Source organism: Streptomyces sp. P3, assembly GCF_003032475.1.
Lineage (GTDB): Bacteria > Actinomycetota > Actinomycetes > Streptomycetales > Streptomycetaceae > Streptomyces.
This window is the reverse complement of the sequence record NZ_CP028369.1, coordinates 4,075,411-4,090,966: the sequence shown is the minus strand read 5'-3', so window position 1 is coordinate 4,090,966 and position 15,556 is coordinate 4,075,411. Positions and strand designations below refer to the sequence as shown.

Sequence of the window (15,556 nt, the reverse complement as noted above, 5' to 3'; positions counted from 1 at the left end):
GGAGGTGCGGGAGCGGGCCCGGCTACTTGATCAGGTAGATCGTGGCGAAGAGGCCGATCCAGACGACATCGACGAAGTGCCAGTAGTAGGACACGACGATGGCCGCGGTCGCCTGCTCGTGGGTGAACCTCTTGGCCGCGTAGGTGCGCCCGAGGACGAACAGGAAGGCGATGAGGCCGCCCGTCACGTGCATGCCGTGGAAGCCGGTGGTCAGGTAGAACACCGAGCCGTACGGGTCGGAGGAGAGCGAGAGCCCGTCCTTCTTCACCAGCTCCGTGTACTCGTAGATCTGACCGCCGATGAAGATCGCACCCATGATGAAGGTGACGATGAACCACATTCTGAGCTTCTTCACGTCACCGCGCTCGGCGGCGAAGACGCCGAGCTGGCAGGTGAGCGAGGAGAGCACCAGGATCGTGGTGTTGGTGGCCGAGAACGGGAGGTTCAGGGCCTCGGCCATCTCCTTCCAGTGATCGGGACCCGTCACCGATCGCAGGGTGAAGTACATCGCGAAGAGGGCCGCGAAGAACATCAGCTCGGAGCTCAGCCAGATGATGGTTCCGACGCTGGTGAGGTTCGGCCGATTGACCGACGGGTGCGCGTGCCCGGTTTCTACTGTCGTTGCTGTCGCCACGACCGACATTATGTCGGTCCCTTATCCCGCCCTCACTCCGGGGGGTGCCGTTCGGCGTGATCGCCCCGTGTGTACTGCCCGGATGGCCCATCGAAGTGGTGTTCCAGGCGGTGTGGACGAGGTGGGTGAGGGAGTAGCATCCGCGGCATCGGTTCTGTCCGTACGACGCTGATGTCACGGAGGAAGCATGCAGGCGACCGCCACGGTGCTGGTCTACAGCGACGACGCCAACACGCGGGAGCAGGTGCGGCTCGCGACCGGGCGCAGGCCCGCGCCGGACGCCCCTGTGGTGGAGTTCGTGGAGTGCGCGACGGCGCCTGCGGTGCTGCGGGAGCTCGAGAGGGGCGGCATCGACGTCGTCGTCCTCGACGGGGAGAGCGCCCCCATGGGCGGCATGGGGCTGTGCCGCCAGCTCAAGGACGAGATCTTCCGGTGTCCGCCGGTGCTGCTGCTCATCGGGCGGCCCCAGGACGCGTGGCTCGCGACCTGGAGCCGGGCGGACGCGGCTGTGACGCTGCCTGTGGAGCCCGTGGAGTTCGCGGGGTCGCTGGCGGCCCTGCTGCGGACGAAGGGGCTTCAGCAGAGCGCGTAGCGACTCGGGGGCGGGGGCGCGGTCCGTCGTCGGCCCCGCGCCCCGGCCGGGTCACACCGCCGCCGGACTCAGTCGTGCGGTCTCCGCCTGCGTCTTCTGCTTGGCGCCCGTCAGTGCGCTGCCCTTGGTCCACCTGGCCCAGTCCAGGTTCCAGTCGCCGAAGCCGTTGCCGAACGTCTCCATGGTGTCGCCGTTGCTGTTGACGACCTGGACGACGTCGCCCTGGCGGATGTTGTCGAAGAACCACTCGGCGTTGGCCGTGCTCATGCCGGTGCAGCCGTGGCTGACGTTGGCGTAGCCCTGGGAGCCCACGGACCAGGGTGCGGCGTGGACGTACTCGCCGCTCCAGGTGACCCGGGTGGCGTAGTAGACGGGCAGGTCGTAGGAGTCCGCGGAGCCCTCGGCGATGCCGACGGTGGTCCCGCGCATACGTACGTAGTACTCCTTGGCCAGGACGACCTTGACGCCGTTGCGGGTGTCGAAGCCGGGCTTGCCGGTGGTGACGGGGATCCGCTTGATCTCCTGGTTGTTCCTGGAGACCGTCATGGAGTGCGTCGCCGCGTCCGTCACGGCGATGACCCGGTCGCCGGTGGTGAGTCTGAGTTCCTTCACGGGGCCGCCCCACAGCCGGTCGCCGATCTTGATGCCGTCCAGGTTGCTGTGGGCGCGGACGGTGGCGTGGGCGGGCCAGTACTCCTTGGGGCGGTAGTGGAGCTCCTTGTCGTCCACCCAGTGCCAGCCGCCCTGCGCGAAGGGCGTGGAGTCGACCTTCAGCCCCCGTTCGACGACGGCCCGCTGGGCGGGGTCCTTGACCGGCTGGTCGAGTTTGGCGACGACGGGCTGGCCGACGCCGTACTCGCCCGCCTGGGGGCCGAACTCCACCCCCAGGCGCTTCTTGACGGTGGGCCTGCCGGTGTCGAAGGACAGGACCCGGCGGCCCGGCGCCCCGTCGTCGTCCTCGGTGCTCACCCGGACCGTGTAGTGGGCGCCGGCGGCCAGGGGTGCGGTGCTGCGCCAGCGGTCGCCGTCGGCGGAGAGCCGGCCCGCGACATAGCGGCCCGTGGAGTCCACGGCGGTGACGTCCGTGATGCGGTCGCCGTCGGCGGTCACCTCGAGGGGCTTGTCCGGGTCGGCCTTCTTGCCGTCGCCGTCGGGGGCGTTGAAGGAGATCTGGTCCGTCGCGTCGTAGGGGCGCGCGGAGAGCGGATTGCCGTCGGAGCCGCAGGCGCTTGCGACCGCGCCCAGGGCGATCACCAGCAGGGTGCAGCCGACGACGGTGCGGGGGCGGGGTTGGTGGCTCATGCCTTCACGCTAGGGAGCCGCCGCGGCGGCGGCGCGCTGAGTGACACGGACGGAGCACGCCCGTTACGGCAAAAGCGTGAGCCCGGACCCTCCTGACGGAGTGTCCGGGCTCTCGCCGCGTTCAGCGCGTGTTACTGGGTGCGGTTCTCACCGCGGTAGTACTCGAAGACCCAGCCCCAGAGACCGATCATGATCATCGGGACGGAGAAGTAGAGCAGCCACCAGCCGACCGCGACACCGAGGAAGGCCAGGGCGCCGCCGATGGCGAGCGACAGCGGCTGCCAGCTGTGCGGGCTGAAGAAGCCCAGCTCGCCGGCGTCGTCCGCGACGTCCGCCTCCTTGTTGTCCTGCGCGCCCGCGTCGACCCGCCGGGCGGTGAAGCCCAGGTAGAAGCCGACCATGATGGCCAGGCAGAAGGACAGGAAGAGTGCCGTGGTGCCGGCCGGCTCCTTCGACCACACGCCGTAGACGATCGCCATGGCGAGCAGGAAGACGCTCAGCCAGACGAACATCTTGCCCTGGATCTTCACTTGCCGGCCTCCTTGCTTCCCGCGATGGCGCTGGCGCCGTGGCCGCTGTGCTCCAGCTGCTCGAGCGCGGCGATCTCCGGGTGGTGCAGGTCGAACGCCGGGGATTCGCTGCGGATCCGCGGCAGGGTGAGGAAGTTGTGGCGGGGCGGCGGGCAGGAGGTGGCCCACTCCAGGGAGCGGCCGTAGCCCCACGGGTCGTCGACGCCGACCGGCTTGCCGTACTTGGCGGTCTTCCACACGTTGTAGAGGAACGGCAGCACGGACAGGCCGAGGACGAACGAGCTGATCGTCGAGATCGTGTTCAGGGCGGTGAACCCGTCGGCCGCGAGGTAGTCCGCGTAACGACGCGGCATGCCCTCGGCGCCCAGCCAGTGCTGGACCAGGAAGGTGCCGTGGAAGCCGATGAACAGCGTCCAGAACGTGATCTTGCCGAGCCGCTCGTCGAGCATCTTGCCCGTCATCTTCGGCCACCAGAAGTGGAAGCCGGAGAACATCGCGAAGACGACCGTGCCGAAGACGACGTAGTGGAAGTGCGCCACCACGAAGTACGAGTCGGAGACGTGGAAGTCCATCGGCGGCGAGGCCAGGATGACACCGGTCAGACCACCGAAGGTGAAGGTGATGAGGAAGCCCGTCGCCCACAGCATCGGCGTCTCGAAGGACAGCGAGCCCTTCCACATCGTTCCGATCCAGTTGAAGAACTTCACGCCGGTCGGGACGGCGATGAGGAACGTCATGAAGGAGAAGAACGGAAGCAGCACACCGCCGGTGACGTACATGTGGTGCGCCCACACCGTCACCGAGAGGCCGGCGATCGAGATCGTCGCGGCGATCAGGCCCATGTAGCCGAACATCGGCTTACGGGAGAAGACCGGGATGACCTCGGAGATGATGCCGAAGAACGGCAGGGCGATGATGTACACCTCTGGATGGCCGAAGAACCAGAAGAGGTGCTGCCACAGCAACGCGCCGCCGTTGGCCGCGTCGAAGACATGTGCCCCGAATTTCCGATCCGCCTCCAGCGCGAACAGCGCGGCGGCGAGGACGGGGAAGGCCAGCAGGACCAGGACCGCGGTCAGCAGCACGTTCCAGGTGAAGATCGGCATGCGGAACATCGTCATGCCGGGTGCGCGCATGCAGATGATCGTGGTGATGAAGTTGACCGCGCCGAGGATGGTGCCGAAGCCGGAGAAGGCCAGACCCATGATCCACAGGTCGGCGCCGATGCCCGGTGAGCGGACCGCGTCCGACAGCGGGGAGTAGGCGAACCAGCCGAAGTCGGCGGCACCCTGCGGGGTGAGGAAGCCGCCCACGGCGATGGTCGAGCCGAACAGGTAGAGCCAGTAGGCGAACATGTTCAGCCGCGGGAACGCCACGTCGGGCGCGCCGATCTGCAGCGGCATGATCCAGTTCGTGAAGCCGGCGAACAGCGGCGTCGCGAACATCAGCAGCATGATCGTGCCGTGCATCGTGAACGCCTGGTTGAACTGCTCGTTCGACATGATCTGCAGGCCCGGCCGGGCGAGTTCGGCGCGCATGAGGAGCGCCATGACGCCACCGATGCAGAAGAACGCGAACGACGTGACCAGGTACAGCGTACCGATGGTCTTGTGGTCGGTGGTCGTCAGCCACTTCACCACGACGTTGCCGGGCTGCCTGCGCCTTACCGGCAGCTCGTTCTCGTACGAGTCCTCAGCTGCGGAGGCACCCTGGGGTTCGTTGAGGATGCTCACAGGACGTTCGACTCCCGGTTCTTCTCGGGGCTCGTTTGCTCGATGCCGGCCGGAACGTAACCGGTCTGCCCGTTCTTCGCGATGTCCTTCAGGTGCTGCTCGTAGCGCTCCGGGGAGACGACCTTCACGTTGAAGAGCATCCGGGAGTGGTCGACGCCGCACAGCTCGGCGCACTTGCCCAGGAAGGTGCCCTCGCGGTTGGGGGTCACCTGGAAGGAGTTGGTGTGACCCGGGATGACGTCCTGCTTCATGAGGAACGGCACCACCCAGAAGGAGTGGATGACGTCCCGGGAGGTGAGGACGAAGCGGACCGTCTTGCCCTTGGGGAGCCAGAGGGTCGGGCCCGGGTTGTGGGTCTGCGGGTTCTCGGTACCGGGGGTGCCGCAGGTGTAGACACCGCCCGCGTCGGACGGGAAGTCCTTCTTGAACCGGTCCGGGATCGCGGCCAGGTTCTTGTCGGTCTTCGCGTCCCCGTTGGAACCGTCGACGTTCTCGATGTAGTTGAAGCACCAGCTCCACTGGAAGCCCACCACGTTGACCGTGACATCGGGCTTCTTCTCGAGGCTCAGCAGCTTCGACTCGTCACGGGCGGTGAAGTAGAACAGCACCGAGACGATGATGATGGGGACGACCGTGTACAGCGCCTCGATGGGCATGTTGTACCTGGTCTGCGGAGGAACTTCGACCTTTGTGCGGCTGCGCCGGTGGAAGAAAGCACTCCACAGGATCAGGCCCCACACCAGCACGCCGGTGGCCAGCGCGGCAGCCCAGGAGCCCTGCCACAGGGAGAGGATCCGCGGAGCCTCTTCTGTGACCGGGGTGGGCATACCAAGGCGGGGGAAGTCCTTGTATGTGCAACCGGTGGCGGTCGCCAGGACCAGGCCCGCGGTCATTGCCTGCAGCAGCTTCCGCCGCATCGGGCGCCGCGGCGAGCGGTCGGAGCCGTTGGGACTCACGTAGCGCCTTCCCGAGAGTCTCGCCCGCGCGGTTGGCTGCGGCCTGCCTTCTCGCTGGTCGGTCGCCGCCCTGCGTCGGGCAGGGGTTTGGATGTTTATGCGGACCAAACCCTAGCCGACGCCCTCCGGGGGGTCGCGGGGAGGGTGGCATACGCGCCGCCGGTCACCCCGAAGGGGTGGGAGGAGCGCCTGATAGCGCCCAATAGCTCGTCAATGCGGCTTGTACGGCGGCCGCGACCCGGCTGTGACCCCGTCGCGCCCGCGGCGGAACCGCGGACCGCAACAGTCCCGCTCCCCCCGGTATGCCGGCCTCACCGGCGCTTTACCGTTGAGGCGTGGCCTACTTCGACGCTGCTTCCGCCGTCCCGCTTCATCCCGTCGCCCGTCAGGCCCTGTCGGCCTCGCTCGACGAAGGGTGGGCGGATCCCGCCCGGCTGTACCGGGAGGGCCGGCGGGCCCGGATGCTGCTGGACGCGGCGCGGGAGGCGGCGGCCGAGGCCGTCGGCTGCCGGCCGGACGAGCTGGTGTTCACGTCCTCCGGGACACGCGCCGTGCACTCCGGGATCGCGGGCGCGCTGACGGGTCGTCGGCGGGTCGGACGTCACCTGATCGTGTCAGCCGTCGAACACTCCTCGGTACTCCATTCGGCCGAGGCGTTCGAGGCGGAGGGCGGGACGGTGACCCGGACTCCGGTGACGCGGACCGGTGCCGTCGCCGTCGAGTCGTACGCCGACGCCCTGCGCTCCGACACCGCGCTGGCCTGTCTGCAGTCGGCCAACCACGAGGTGGGCACCGAGCAGCCGGTGGCGGCGGTGGCCGAGCTGTGCCGGGAGGCGGGGGTGCCGTTGCTGGTGGACGCCGCCCAGTCGCTGGGGTGGTCGGCCGTGGAGGGCCCCTGGTCGCTGCTGGCGGCGAGCGCACACAAATGGGGCGGTCCCTCGGGCGTCGGGCTGCTCACCGTGCGCAAGGGCGTCCGGTTCGCGCCGCAAGGGCCCCTGGACGAGCGGGAGTCGGGGCGGGCGGCCGGGTTCGAGAACCTTCCGGCGATCGTGGCCGCGGCGGCCTCGCTGCGGGCGGTCCGGGCTCAGGCGGCGGCCGAGGCGGACCGGCTGCGGGAGCTGACGGCGCGGATCCGCGCGCGGGTGCCGGCCGTCGTCCCCGAGGTGGAGGTCGTCGGGGACGCGCAGCGGCGGCTGCCCGGGATCGTCACCTTCTCCTGTCTGTACGTGGACGGGGAGGCGCTGCTGCACGAGCTGGACCGGGAGGGCTTCTCGGTCTCGTCCGGGTCGTCCTGCACCAGCAGCACGCTGACGCCCAGCCATGTGCTGCGGGCGATGGGGGTGCTGAGTGAGGGGAATGTGCGGGTCTCGTTGCCGGCGGGAACGGCCCCGGACGACGTGGAGCGGTTCCTCGACGTGCTGCCGGGGGCCGTGGCGGCGGTGCGGGAGAGGCTCGGCGCGCCGCTGCCCGGGCCGGCGGATCCGCGGGAGGCCGCGCCCGCCGGGGACACGCCGGCGGCGGACGCGCTCGTGGTGGACGCGCTGGGCAGGCGGTGTCCGATCCCGGTCATCGAGCTGGCGAAGGTCATCGGGGAAGTGCCGGTGGGCGGCACGGTGCGGGTGCTGTCCGACGACGAGGCGGCCCGGCTCGACATCCCCGCGTGGTGCGAGATGCGGGGGCAGGAGTACGCCGGTGAGGAGCCGGCGGACCGAGGCTCCGCCTACGTGGTCCGCCGGCTGTCCTGAGTCGGGCCGGGTCCGTGTCGGGCCGGGTCCCGCTCCTGTGTCAGGCCAGGTGCTTGCGGACCTCGGCGGCCGCCTCGTCGCCGTAGGCCTTGGTGAAGCGCTCCATGAAGTGGGCGCGGCGCAGCTGGTACTCCTGGGTCCCGACCGTCTCGATCACCAGGGTGGCGAGCATGCAGCCGATCTGGGCGGCCCGCTCGTGGGAGACGCCCCAGGCGAGGCCCGAGAGGAAACCGGCGCGGAACGCGTCGCCGACGCCGGTGGGATCGACCTTGGCCTCCTCCTCCGGGCAGCCGACCTCGATCGGCTCCTCGCCGGCACGCTCGACGCGGACGCCGCGCGCGCCGAGGGTGGTGACGCGGTGGCCGACCTTGGCCAGGATCTCGGCGTCCGACCAGCCCGTCTTGGACTCGATGAGGCCCTTCTCGTACTCGTTGGAGAAGAGGTACGAGGCGCCCTCCAGCAGTATCCGGATCTCGTCGCCGTTCATTCGGGCGATCTGCTGCGAGAAGTCGGCGGCGAAGGGGATCGCGCGGGACCGGCACTCCTCGGTGTGCCGGAGCATGGCCTCCGGGTCGTCGGCGCCGATCAGGACCAGGTCGAGGCCGCCCACGCGGTCGGCGACGGTCTTCAGCTCGATCAGCCGGGCCTCGCTCATCGCGCCCGTGTAGAAGGAGCCGATCTGGTTGTGGTCGGCGTCCGTGGTGCACACGAAGCGGGCGGTGTGCAGGGTCTCCGAGATGCGGACCGAGGCGGTGTCGACGCCGTGCCGGTCCAGCCAGGCCCGGTACTCGTCGAAGTCCGCGCCCGCCGCGCCGACCAGGATCGGGCGGGTGTCGAGTTGTCCCATGCCGAAGGCGACGTTCGCGCCCACCCCGCCCCGGCGCACGTCCAGGTTGTCGACCAGGAAGGAGAGCGAGACCGTGTGGAGACGGTCCGCGACGAGCTGATCGGCGAAGCGGCCGGGGAACGTCATGAGGTGGTCTGTCGCGATGGAGCCGGTGACTGCGATGCGCACGGCGTGGACTCTCCTGAGGGGAGGGGGATTGACAGTTCACGCTACCCGGTCGGCTCCCGCCGCTGAAGCAGCGGAAACTACCCGATAGTAGATCTTTATTCGCGGGCCACGACGTGCATACCGTTCGAGTATGACGAACCTCAAGGTCCACGCCCCCGCTCCGGCCGACCTCGACGGCGGCCTCGCGTCGCTGCGCGGTGACTGCGCGCGGATGGCTCCGCACTGGGCCGCGCCGGAGAAGATCACTTCCCGCCCCGTCTCCCCGTCACTCATCCACGGCGTGGACGTTCCCGCGACGTCGGCGCGGCTGCTGGAGGCGATGCCGGACTACGGCAACTAGGACCGGCCGCCGGGGCCGCTCCGGGTGGCCCCCGGGGTGATCCCCCGATATTTCCTTCGGTACGGCGCGCGGAAGGGAACCGTGCGCTCCCCTGTCGCGTCCCATCGCCGTCCCCCGTGAAGGGGATGCGGGGTACGACAGCAGGGCAGCCGAAGGAGCGATGCGGTGAACACCGAGCGACCCGAGAACGACGACGCCGCGCGCGGGCCGGAGAAGCCGGAGAGGACGTCTTCCGCCGAGGCGAAGACGCCGGTCGAGGACGCCGCGCGGCCGCAGGACGCCGAACGGGCGCGGCCCCGCGAGGCCGGGCCGGCGCAGCCGGAGCCCGCGACCGCCGAGGTCGACGAGACGGGGCCGGCGGAGGCCGAGGCCGCCCCTTCGGACGAGGTCGCGGCGGCATCCGACGTCGAGCGGGAGGCCGACGAGCCGGACGAGAGCGGCGGCTCGGAAGCGGCCGACGAGCCGGACGGGATCGGTGCTGTGAAGGGGGCTGCCGCGTCGAGTGAGGCGGATGCCTCCGACGGACCCGGTGCCCGGCGGCGGGCCCCCGCCTCGCAGGAGATCGACGCTGCGCGCGAACCCGGCGCCTCCCGCGCAGCCGATGCCCGGCCGCAGGCCGATGCCCCGACCGAGGCCGCCTCGGGCGAGGCCGGTGACTCTGCGGAGGCCGGTGACTCCGGTGTGCGCGACGAGGGCGCCGTTTCGGACGGGCCCACGACGCACGTCGGCCGCGACGAGCCCGTCGTCGACGCCGCGGGCGGCGGGGGGCCCGTTCCCGGACCTCGGCGCCGCTCCCCCCTGCTCATCGCCTCCGTCGCGGCCGCCGTGCTGCTGGTGGGCGGCGGTGGCGCCTATCTGACCGCGAGCGCGTCGGGCGGCTCGGGCGGCGGCTCCGGTTCGGGATCGCCCTCCGGTGACGGCTCCCCCACCGCGCTCGCCCTGGACGACCACGCCGCGGGCGCGGGAGCCTCGAAGGGCTCCTCGAACGGCATCGCGCCCGGCGAGCCCAACCCCTACGGGGTGACCTACCGGGCGGCGGGCACCCTGCCCGACGGTCCCGGCTCCGCGCCCGTGTACTGGGCGAAGGGCGAGGTCACCGCGGACGAGGCGGGCCGGCTGGCGAAGGCGCTGGGGGTCGACGGCACGCCGGTGGCCGACGGCGAGGCCTGGCGGATCGGCGCCGGCGACAGCTCCGGCCCTGCGCTGCGGGTCAACCGGCAGGCACCCGGCATGTGGACCTTCACCCGGTACGCCCCGGGCACCGACAACTGCACCGCGCTCAGCGACAAGTGCGCCCAGTCCCCGACCCCGGCCACCGACGAGCCGGTGAGCGAGGCGGCCGCGAAGAAGGCGGCCGCGCCGATCCTGAAGGCGCTGGGGCAGGACGACGCCAAGGTGGACGCGAGCCTGACCATGGGCGCACAGCGCATGGTGAACGCCGACCCGGTGGTCGGTGGGCTGCCGACCTACAGCTGGACGACCGGGATCAGCGTCAACGCGCAGGGCGAGGTCGTCGCCGGGAACGGGCAACTGGAACCGCCCGCGAAGGGCGCCACGTATCCCCTGGTGAGCGCGCAGGAGGCGCTGGACGCCCTGTACGCCGCCCCGGGGAGCGACCACCGGATGGGCATCGGGGGCTGTGCCAGTCCGGTGCCGCTGAAGGACCGGCTGGAGAGCCCGTGCGGCACGTCGACGTCCGCCCCGAAGCAACGGACGGCCACCGTCGAGGGCGCGGTGCTCGGGCTGGCGCCGCACACCTCCGGCGGCCGGCAGGTCCTCGTGCCGTCCTGGCTGTTCGCCGTGAAGGCGGCGGGGGGAGCGGACGGGTACACGGTGGCGCAGCCGGCCGTCGAGCCGGCGTACCTCACGACCGCCACGACGCCGGCCCCCACCCCTCGGCCGACCGGCTCCTCGGGAACCCGTGACGTGCGGGTGGACGCCTACACCGTCGAGGGCAGGGAGCTGACCGTCGGCTTCACCGGCGGCGTGTGCGCCGACTACAAGGCGACGGCCACGGAGACCAAGGACGAGGTGAAGGTCACCGTCACGCAGACGCCCTGGCCGGACAAGGTCTGCATCATGATCGCCAAGGAGTACCACCAGGTCGTGCAGCTGGACGCACCGCTGGGCGCCCGGAAGGTGGTCGGCTCGGACGGCAAGGGCGTCCCGCTGGAGAAGCCGGGGGCCCGGCTTCCGCAGACCCGGTAGACCCTCGGAAGGGGATTCGGGACGGACAGGCACCCGAACGACAGGCCGCGGACGGAGCGGCCCGAAGGGCGCGGCACGGGCGGAGCGGCCCGAAGGGCGCGGCACGGGCGGAGCGGCCCGAAGGGCGCGGCACGGGCGGAGCGGCCCGCCCGGGACGTCCCGGGCAGCGCACAGCACGAAGGCGGCGGTCCCCTCGGAGGGGGCCGCCGCCTTCGCGTGGCTCAGCTGCGGTTCACGGTGGAACCGGCGACGACCTAGCTGAAGGAGTCGCCGCAGGCGCAGGAACCCGTCGCGTTCGGGTTGTCGATCGTGAAGCCCTGCTTCTCGATGGTGTCGACGAAGTCGATGGAAGCGCCGCCCAGGTACGGGGCGCTCATGCGGTCGGTGACGACCTTGACCCCGTCGAAGTCCTTGACCACGTCGCCGTCGAGCGAGCGCTCGTCGAAGAAGAGCTGGTAGCGCAGGCCGGAGCAGCCGCCGGGCTGAACGGCGACGCGCAGCGCCAGGTCGTCGCGGCCTTCCTGGTCGAGCAGGGCCTTGACCTTCGCCGCGGCGGCGTCGGACAGGAGGATGCCGTCGCTGACAGTGGTCTTCTCGTCCGATACGGACATCTACATCTCTCCCGGGTTGTACGGAGACTGCTTGCCGACGTTTCCAACCGCCGGGACCTCGGATTCATTCCGGGGCCGAGGACTCGCGTCTCCGTTTCTTTCCTCTTCTTGCCTTTCATGCTCGCACACCCGCCGTGGAGCGGACAGCGCCCTCCGGACCGGCACCGGGGTGACGCCGGCTCGACGGCGTTCCGCGTTTCGGGATTCACGTCACATCGACGCAATGACCATCGTGAAAGTGACGGAAGCCGGGTTATGATAGATAACGTCAATTCGACGAAAAGTAGAAAGGGTGCGTGTCGTGACCACCGCCCAGACCACGGAGCTCGACGTACAGCCGTCTCCGCTCGCCCTGTTGCTGCTCGGCCGTGAGGCCGACCCGAAGAGCGAGCGGGGCGTCGAGTGTCCCGGCGACCTGCCCTCGCCCTCCGACCCGGACCTGGTCGAGCGCGCCCGTGCCGCCAAGGAGAAGCTCGGTGACAAGGTCTTCGTGCTCGGCCACCACTACCAGCGCGACGAGGTCATCCAGTTCGCCGACGTCACGGGCGACTCCTTCAAGCTGGCCAAGGACGCGGCCGCCCGCCCGGAGGCCGAGTACATCGTGTTCTGCGGTGTGCACTTCATGGCCGAGTCCGCGGACATCCTGACGTCCGACGACCAGAAGGTGGTCCTGCCCGACCTCGCCGCCGGCTGCTCGATGGCCGACATGGCCACCGCCGAGCAGGTCGCCGAGTGCTGGGACGTGCTGACCGAGGCCGGCATAGCCGAGCAGGTCGTGCCGGTGTCGTACATGAACTCGTCCGCGGACATCAAGGCGTTCACGGGTAGGCACGGCGGCACCATCTGCACCTCGTCCAACGCCGAACGAGCCCTGGAGTGGGCCTTCGAGCAGGGCGAGAAGGTGCTCTTCCTGCCGGACCAGCACCTCGGCCGCAACACCGCCGTGCGGGACATGGGCATGTCCCTCGAGGACTGTGTCGTCTACAACCCGCACAAGCCGAACGGCGGGCTGACCGCCGAGCAGCTGCGCGACGCGAAGATGATCCTGTGGCGGGGCCACTGCTCGGTGCACGGCCGCTTCAGCCTGGAGTCGGTCGACGACGTCCGCGCCCGGATACCCGGCGTGAACGTCCTCGTGCACCCCGAGTGCCGGCACGAGGTCGTGGCCGCGGCGGACTACGTCGGGTCGACCGAGTACATCATCAAGGCGCTGGAGGCCGCCCCGGCCGGCTCCAAGTGGGCCATCGGCACCGAGCTGAACCTGGTCCGCCGCCTGGCGAACCGCTTCGCTCCCGAGGGCAAGGAGATCGTCTTCCTGGACAAGACGGTCTGCTTCTGCTCGACCATGAACCGCATCGACCTCCCCCATCTGGTGTGGACCCTCGAGTCGCTGGCCGACGGCAAGCTGGTCAACCGCATCGAGGTCGACCGGGAGACCGAGGAGTTCGCCAAGCTGGCGCTGGAGCGGATGCTGGCCCTGCCGTAGCCGGACCGCGGCCCCGTCGACCCGGATCGCCCGGATCGCCCGGATCGCCCGGATCGCCGAACGACCCGGATCACCCCGACTGCGGTTCCTGGTCGGGGTGATCCGGGTCCAGCGTGAAGACGGTCCCGTCGGGGCTGAGCACGACCAGCGCGCCCTCGTCGAGGAACACCCGCGCCGCGGCGTAACCGGACGACATGACCTGGTCGGCCCTCGCGGTGGACTCCCACAGCAGCTCGCCGGTCTCGATGTCGACGGCGGCGACCCGTCCGGAGGCACTGGCCGCGAACACCGCCCGGCCCTGTCCGTCGGCGGTGGGCGTGCCGGGCTGCTGAAGGGTCGTCGAGGTCTGCCACAGCCGCTTGCCCGTCCCGGGCGCGTGGGCGACCAGCTGCCCACGGGAGTTGGCGAAGCAGAGCACCCCGCCCACCAGCGCCACCTGCCCGCGCGGACTGCCGGGCAGCTTCGTCCTTTGCACGGCACCGGAGTCCGGGTCGATCAGCAGGACCTCGCCGTACGCCGACTCGTCGAAGGTCCGCTGGCCCCGCGGGACCTGTGCCACGAAGACCAGGGCGCCGTCGACGGCGCCGGCGTACTCGACGTCGCCGTCCGGCACGCTCACCTTCCGGGTCGAGCCGTCGGCGGGATCCACGGCGTAGAACACGTTGCGCGAGGGTGTGCCCGCGTCGGTGCAGTCGGCGAACGGGACACCGTCGGCGTCCCGGAACCGACAGGAGTAGGTGGGCCCGGCAGGCACGGTGGCCGTCCAGCGCACGGCGCCGTCGCGCAGTCGGCGGGCGGTCACGCGGTTGCCGTCCGAGGTCAGCAGGAGATCACCGACGACCGCGGGATCGACGCGGCCCGCCCCGGACAGCGGCCGCGACCAGAGCAGCTTGCCGGTGGCGGCGTCGAGGGCGACCGCGGTGGCGCTCTGGTCGTTGCCCGCCTTGTTCATCACGAACTCCGACACCAGCAGCACACCGTCGTGCACCCCGAGGACCCCGCTGTTGAACCGCGTCTGCGACAGGCCCGGGGGCAGGGACTCGGCGCGCCAGGCGATCCGGCCGGTCGCCCCGTCGATCCGGACCGGGAGGGTGCCGTCACCGCCGCAGTACAGGGCGCTCCTGCCCATCACGCAGGACAGGGAGGCGTTGTCGGGTGCTCCACCGCCCAGCGGTTTCCTCACCCCGGTCGCGGCGGCGCCGTACACCGAGGTCTGCCACGGCCTCCAGCCGTTGGGCAGGGGGTCCCGGCCGACGGGCGCGCCGTCGGTCGTGCTGCCCGACTCCCCGGTCCTGCTGAAAGAGGCCGCGTCGAGCAGCAGGTAGCCGGTGACGGCCAGGACGAGGACACCCGCCGTCCCGGCCAGGACCGGCCATCGGCGCAGCCGGGAGCGGCGGCCGGGGCGGGGCCCCGCGGCGGGGCCGCCCGGTTCGTCGCCCGTCGCGGGCGGCGGCAGACGCAGGGACACCGTCTCCATGTCTCCGGCCGCGGGCCCCGGCAGTACCCGGGCGAACTCCTCGGCCAGCTCCTCGAGTCCGGGCCGGCTCTCGGCGTCCTTGGCCAGACAGCGGGTCAGGACCGAACGCAGCGGCTCGGCCACCGCCTCCACCTTCGGTTCCTCCTGCATCACCCGCCACGCCGTCAGATACGGGCTGTCCGCGTCGAAGGGGCCTCGTCCGGTCGCGGCGAACACCAGCAGCGCGCCGAGGGAGAACACGTCCGAGGCGGGGCCGACCGAGCGGGCGTCCGTGAACTGCTCGGGCGACATGAACGGCGGGGTGCCGATCATCTTGCCGGTCTCGGTGAGCGTCTGGTTCTCCGCCGCCCGCGAGATCCCGAAGTCGATGACGCGGGGCCCGTCGTGGGCCATCAGAACGTTCCCGGGCTTGAGGTCGCGGTGGACGACACCTGCCCGGTGGATCTCCCGCAGCGCCTCCACCAGGCCGAGGGCGAGCCGGCGCAGTTCCGCGCCACGCAGCGGGCCGTGGTCGCGAATGCGGGCGGAGAGCGCGGGGCCCGACACGTACTGGGTGGCCATCCAGGGCCGGACGGCCTCCGGGTCGGCGTCCACGACCGGGGCGGTGAAGGCGCCGCTCACCTTGCGGACCGCTTCGATCTCCTGCCGAAAACGGGCGCGGAAGACCGGGTCCTCGGCGTACTGGGCGTGGACCACCTTGACGGCGACCTCACGCCCCGAGCGGGCCCGGCCGCGGTAGACGACGCCCATGCCCCCGGCCCCGAGCCGGTCGACGATCCGGTATCCGCCGAGCGATTTCGGGTCGTCCTTGTGCAGCGGCACCGCGCTCCCCGTCCCCTCTCGCGCAGATCGTCGAGGTGCCAGCATAGGGAAGGCGCCCAGGGGGCGCAGACCGAGGGAAGGGCCTTCACCCGTCACGGGCCGAAG

Annotated in this window: 13 protein-coding genes; 5 read left to right on the top strand and 8 right to left on the bottom strand. The window is 70.8% G+C overall.

Translation table 11 applies throughout. The features are described from left to right. Positions 1-22: 22 nt before the first annotated feature. The gene (locus C6376_RS18335) at positions 23-643 is read right to left on the bottom strand and encodes a heme-copper oxidase subunit III (protein WP_057579930.1); all 621 of its coding nucleotides are present in this window, start codon (positions 641-643) and stop codon (positions 23-25) included. 178 nt (positions 644-821) lie between these two features. On the opposite strand from C6376_RS18335, the gene C6376_RS18330 reads away from it, so the two are divergent. Further along, complete coding sequence (locus C6376_RS18330) at positions 822-1,226, top strand: response regulator (protein WP_107444404.1); 405 nt, start codon at positions 822-824, stop codon at positions 1,224-1,226. A 51-nt stretch (positions 1,227-1,277) separates the two neighbouring features. Here C6376_RS18330 and C6376_RS18325 read toward each other — a convergent pair whose 3' ends face one another. From C6376_RS18325 to coxB, 4 genes are all read right to left on the bottom strand, one after another. Next, the gene (locus tag C6376_RS18325; protein ID WP_107444403.1) at positions 1,278-2,528 is read right to left on the bottom strand and encodes an Ig-like domain-containing protein; all 1,251 of its coding nucleotides are present in this window, start codon (positions 2,526-2,528) and stop codon (positions 1,278-1,280) included. 131 nt (positions 2,529-2,659) lie between these two features. Further along, complete coding sequence (locus tag C6376_RS18320) at positions 2,660-3,058, bottom strand: cytochrome c oxidase subunit 4 (protein WP_107444402.1); 399 nt, start codon at positions 3,056-3,058, stop codon at positions 2,660-2,662. Beyond that, entirely contained in the window at positions 3,055-4,791 is a 1,737-nt protein-coding gene (gene ctaD, locus C6376_RS18315) for a cytochrome c oxidase subunit I (RefSeq protein WP_107444401.1), read from the bottom strand. The genes C6376_RS18320 and ctaD overlap by 4 nt, the downstream gene beginning before the upstream one ends. Beyond that, the gene (gene coxB, locus C6376_RS18310) at positions 4,788-5,747 is read right to left on the bottom strand and encodes a cytochrome c oxidase subunit II (RefSeq protein WP_107444400.1); all 960 of its coding nucleotides are present in this window, start codon (positions 5,745-5,747) and stop codon (positions 4,788-4,790) included. Before coxB ends, ctaD begins: the two co-directional genes overlap by 4 nt. Positions 5,748-6,082: 335 nt before the next feature. Between coxB and C6376_RS18305 the strand changes: the two genes are divergently transcribed. Then, entirely contained in the window at positions 6,083-7,492 is a 1,410-nt protein-coding gene (locus C6376_RS18305; protein ID WP_107444399.1) for a cysteine desulfurase/sulfurtransferase TusA family protein, read from the top strand. Positions 7,493-7,532: 40 nt separating this feature from the next. Here C6376_RS18305 and C6376_RS18300 read toward each other — a convergent pair whose 3' ends face one another. Continuing rightward, a complete protein-coding gene (locus C6376_RS18300; protein WP_107444398.1) occupies positions 7,533-8,507 on the bottom strand; it encodes a carbohydrate kinase family protein in 975 nt (324 codons plus the stop codon). Between the two features lie 130 nt (positions 8,508-8,637). Here C6376_RS18300 and C6376_RS18295 point away from each other — a divergent pair, with 130 nt between their 5' ends. Together C6376_RS18295 and C6376_RS18290 are read left to right on the top strand one after the other, a co-directional pair. Next, a complete protein-coding gene (locus C6376_RS18295) occupies positions 8,638-8,847 on the top strand; it encodes a hypothetical protein (protein WP_107444397.1) in 210 nt (69 codons plus the stop codon). A 165-nt stretch (positions 8,848-9,012) separates the two neighbouring features. Continuing rightward, positions 9,013-11,055, top strand: a complete 2,043-nt coding sequence (locus C6376_RS18290; RefSeq protein ID WP_107444396.1) for a hypothetical protein — start codon at positions 9,013-9,015, stop codon at positions 11,053-11,055. Positions 11,056-11,309: 254 nt separating this feature from the next. Here the strand turns inward: C6376_RS18290 and C6376_RS18285 are convergent, their stop codons facing one another. Continuing rightward, the gene (locus C6376_RS18285; protein WP_018848827.1) at positions 11,310-11,666 is read right to left on the bottom strand and encodes an iron-sulfur cluster assembly accessory protein; all 357 of its coding nucleotides are present in this window, start codon (positions 11,664-11,666) and stop codon (positions 11,310-11,312) included. 301 nt (positions 11,667-11,967) lie between these two features. Between C6376_RS18285 and nadA the strand changes: the two genes are divergently transcribed. Continuing rightward, positions 11,968-13,152, top strand: coding sequence for a quinolinate synthase NadA (gene nadA / locus C6376_RS18280; RefSeq protein ID WP_107449043.1), 1,185 nt, complete (start codon positions 11,968-11,970; stop codon positions 13,150-13,152). Positions 13,153-13,222: 70 nt separating this feature from the next. Here the strand turns inward: nadA and C6376_RS18275 are convergent, their stop codons facing one another. Beyond that, complete coding sequence (locus tag C6376_RS18275) at positions 13,223-15,451, bottom strand: serine/threonine-protein kinase (protein ID WP_107444395.1); 2,229 nt, start codon at positions 15,449-15,451, stop codon at positions 13,223-13,225. Positions 15,452-15,556 lie beyond the last annotated feature (105 nt).